Origin of the sequence: Parageobacillus caldoxylosilyticus NBRC 107762 (assembly GCF_000632715.1) — a bacterium.
Taxonomy (GTDB): domain Bacteria; phylum Bacillota; class Bacilli; order Bacillales; family Anoxybacillaceae; genus Saccharococcus; species Saccharococcus caldoxylosilyticus.
The window spans coordinates 1-3,101 of record NZ_BAWO01000107.1 but is presented as its reverse complement, the minus strand read 5'-3'; the positions used below and the strand labels follow the sequence as shown (position 1 = coordinate 3,101).

The 3,101-nt window shown below is 34.7% G+C and carries 5 protein-coding genes; all 5 read right to left on the bottom strand.

What is annotated here, in order from left to right; all coding sequences use genetic code 11:
- On the bottom strand, nt 1-242 hold a 242-nt coding region (locus GCA01S_RS18765), incomplete at its 3' end, for a hypothetical protein (protein WP_042412487.1).
- Nucleotides 239-451, bottom strand: a complete 213-nt coding sequence (locus GCA01S_RS18760) for a helix-turn-helix transcriptional regulator (protein ID WP_042412484.1) — start codon at nt 449-451, stop codon at nt 239-241. The genes GCA01S_RS18760 and GCA01S_RS18765, both read right to left, overlap by 4 nt.
- Nucleotides 452-1,034: 583 nt before the next feature.
- On the bottom strand, nt 1,035-1,298 hold the full coding sequence (locus GCA01S_RS18755) for a hypothetical protein (RefSeq protein ID WP_042412481.1): 264 nt from the start codon (nt 1,296-1,298) through the stop codon (nt 1,035-1,037).
- A 22-nt stretch (nt 1,299-1,320) separates the two neighbouring features.
- Entirely contained in the window at nt 1,321-2,385 is a 1,065-nt protein-coding gene (locus tag GCA01S_RS18750) for an anti-sigma factor (protein ID WP_042412478.1), read from the bottom strand.
- Entirely contained in the window at nt 2,382-2,867 is a 486-nt protein-coding gene (locus GCA01S_RS18745; protein WP_042412489.1) for a sigma-70 family RNA polymerase sigma factor, read from the bottom strand. Before GCA01S_RS18745 ends, GCA01S_RS18750 begins: the two co-directional genes overlap by 4 nt.
- Between the last annotated feature and the right edge of the window lie 234 nt (nt 2,868-3,101).

Below are 3,101 nucleotides of genomic sequence, written 5' to 3'. Positions count from 1 at the left end.
ACGGGTAATATAATGGAAAACATGAATGTCCTAGAAACAAAACGATCTATTTTCAACTTAATGTACTCATCTACTTTATTATTTTCTTTTTGCTTTCTCGTTATAGACAAGAGCCACCAAAATATTAAGGAAACTAATAGAATTCCTCCGCTCATAACTGCTTGTTTTATTCCCGCATCAAAATAGATAATTATACTAGCAATTACTAAACCAATTACATATCCTACATACCTTTTGATCATTTCTCGTTTCTCCTTTCCTCTAAATGAAAAATAGTCTCCACAGGTGTTTCGAATACCATTGCTATTTTCAAAGCTAACTCCAAGCTGGGACAATATTTGTGATTTTCGATTGCAATGATGGTTTGTCTTGTTACATCTAATCTTTCGGCTAAATCTGCCTGTGACCATTTCTTACTACGCCTAAGATCTCGGATATTATTAATGACCATCTTATACCTCCTGCCCCTTTATTTATTAACTATGGAATAAAATGTAAAAAATCTTTATGTATATATAATACTATATTAGGAACGAAATGTAAAGAATTCTTTACATTTTTAAGTTAATTTTTTATCATAACTAACTTAATAATGGTTTCTTCATTTTCACCCCAGCTAATTTTAACTTTTATGGTTCAGGTTCACTATTCGATACTGCACAGCCTTGACAAGACGAACTAAATTGAATAGTTGCTCCTTTATGATTTTCGTCTTTCCTATTAATTTCTCCATCATTTATCTCGATTTCAAGATTTTCTAAAACCGTATTGCTATCTCCTTCTTTATAATGAAAAATATAAGTTCCGTCTTTACTTGTAGCATCTTTATATTCCCCCTCCCAGTTCTTGCTTTCCCCAGATAACCTGATATATTCATTACTACATCCAGATAGCATGAGAATTATTAAAGTATGAAGGAAATTGTTTTTTTATGTTATTACTTGTCTGTTTTGTTTTTATTGTTAATAATCTTTCTTTTTCTAATAAGAACAGCCTTAATTTGGACTGTCCTTTTCGCTTTTCCCGCAGTAAAGTTACGGCTTGTAGTTAATGCCTATACCAAACCAAATCATTCCCATACAAGAAACGATTAGGATGAAGTGAAGGATGCCGCCTAAATATGAGTAGAACCGATCTTCTTTGATGAGGCCAAGCAAGCATATGAGCATTCCGAACAATGAAATCCAAATGTAACTGATATCAAAAACAGGGATCTCCGCTATAATTTGTACATTTAACAAAATAAGCAAAAATACAGCCACCAATGTATTTAGCATATTGATTCTTGCTATTTTCATTTTCGACAATTCCCCCCCTTTGCTATGGCAAATTAATCTGACCTAATCGAATTACGTTGACTTCCTTCATCTTTTCTAGAGACAAAACATCTTTGGCGGTTCCCGTTATAGCGATTCCATAAATCTTCAATTCTTTATGCTTTTTCACCCATTTTAGTCGCTCGGCCATCTTTAAGTCTTTGTATTCCGTTAGTTGTGTTGCCCATTTTTCGTTTTTGCTCAATAGCTCGAGCCCTTTGATTACTTCTTCGTAATCAGTAAGCGAACGATTGAATATAGAGTCTACATGCACTTTTTTATATGGAAAGCCAATTGCTGGTGTTTGGATGAAATCTAAATCATTCCTCATCTGTTCCTCTACACCTGTGTCCAACGCAAGCCATGTCATATGATATCCCTTAAATTTTTCATTTATTTCTTTTAAGGAATAGGACCGATTCAGGGAAATATAGATTTCAACCGGCCAATCGCTTGGGAGAGACTCAATTTTTGTTCGTTCGTCAGGTAAAAAGTATTTGGCTTTCGGGTGAATAAAGTTGATTCCAATGTGATCAATCGAATACCCAATCGCTCGATAATTCGATTCTTTAGCAAACACATCATTTAAGAATAGTTTGTAAGTATCCTTGCCTAGATAATTTTTTTTATCATCCATCCATTTATATTTGTCGGTCGTGACAGTCATGGTAAAGGGCTTGATCTCAACATCGACCGTATCGTAATCTACATACACATTTGGCGCTGTCATTTCACTCACCGTTCGAATGGTTTCAATAAATTCGTTCCCTCTGTTATGCTCTCGCCCCCAGCCGTAATAAACAAAAGTAAACATAGTCAATAAGGGAACAATCGTGAGTATAAATGATACAACAAGCAGCGTATTTCTAAAAAAGAATTTTTGTTGGGCCTTTTTCATCATTTTTGCGAGATCGTCTTCCTTCATCCCTTCATCATGAAGGGTTTCATGGAGAAATTCATTGTATACGTCAAAACTTTCTAGAAGTTCCTCTATTTTCTGTTCTTCCTCTTTGCTTAGTGTGCCATTTTGATATTTCTGCAATAATGGTTTTAACTCGTCTTTTCTCATCCCTTCACCTCATTGCGTAATCGTTTTTCTAATTCCCGTCTGCCCCGAAACACAAGGCTTTTTAAATAAGGGAGTTTTACGTTTAACAGCTCCGCCGCTTCTTTATAGCTAAATCCTTTTAAATCGACGAGCATAATGGCTTTTTGTTGCAGTTCTTTCATGTTGGACAAATGTTTATAAATCAACTCCAGCTCATATTTTTGCAAAAACGCGTTTTCCGTTTCTAATAATGGATCTAGCTTTAACGACGCAAAGAAATCATCCACTTGTACAAGCTGCATCTTTTTTGCTTTTCTGCAGTGGTCGATGAAGGTATGATAAGCGATCCGGTAAAGCCATGACTTTATTTGTGCTATGTCGCTTATGCCGCTTACATGTAAATAAACCTTATAAAATGTTTCCTGCAGGAGATCCTCTGCCAAATGATAATCATTGGTTAGTCTGTACAGATAGCGAAAAAGGGATTTGGAATACAAGCGCATAAGTATATCGAACTCGAAATTATTGGCAATGGTTTCCACCCTCCTTCCGCTATAAAAGACGCATAAAAAAATAAAAATGTTTCTGTTTTTCCAAAATTTTTTATGAAACATATGCATTAATTAGAAAAATCATCGGACATCATTTTGAAACAGCATCCATACATACTTTAATTACTTCTATATAAAGCGGTTATCATATCTTTGCTATCCATATATGTAAAGGATTCGGGATGA

Excerpts from the sequence above, each read along its gene's own strand:
- GCA01S_RS18760 (WP_042412484.1), bottom strand. The coding sequence starts at position 451 with ATGGTCATTAATAATATCCGAGATCTTAGGCGTAGTAAGAAATGGTCA.
- GCA01S_RS18755 (WP_042412481.1), bottom strand. The coding sequence starts at position 1,298 with ATGAAAATAGCAAGAATCAATATGCTAAATACATTGGTGGCTGTATTT.
- GCA01S_RS18750 (WP_042412478.1), bottom strand. The coding sequence starts at position 2,385 with ATGAGAAAAGACGAGTTAAAACCATTATTGCAGAAATATCAAAATGGC.
- GCA01S_RS18745 (WP_042412489.1), bottom strand. The coding sequence starts at position 2,867 with ATGCGCTTGTATTCCAAATCCCTTTTTCGCTATCTGTACAGACTAACC.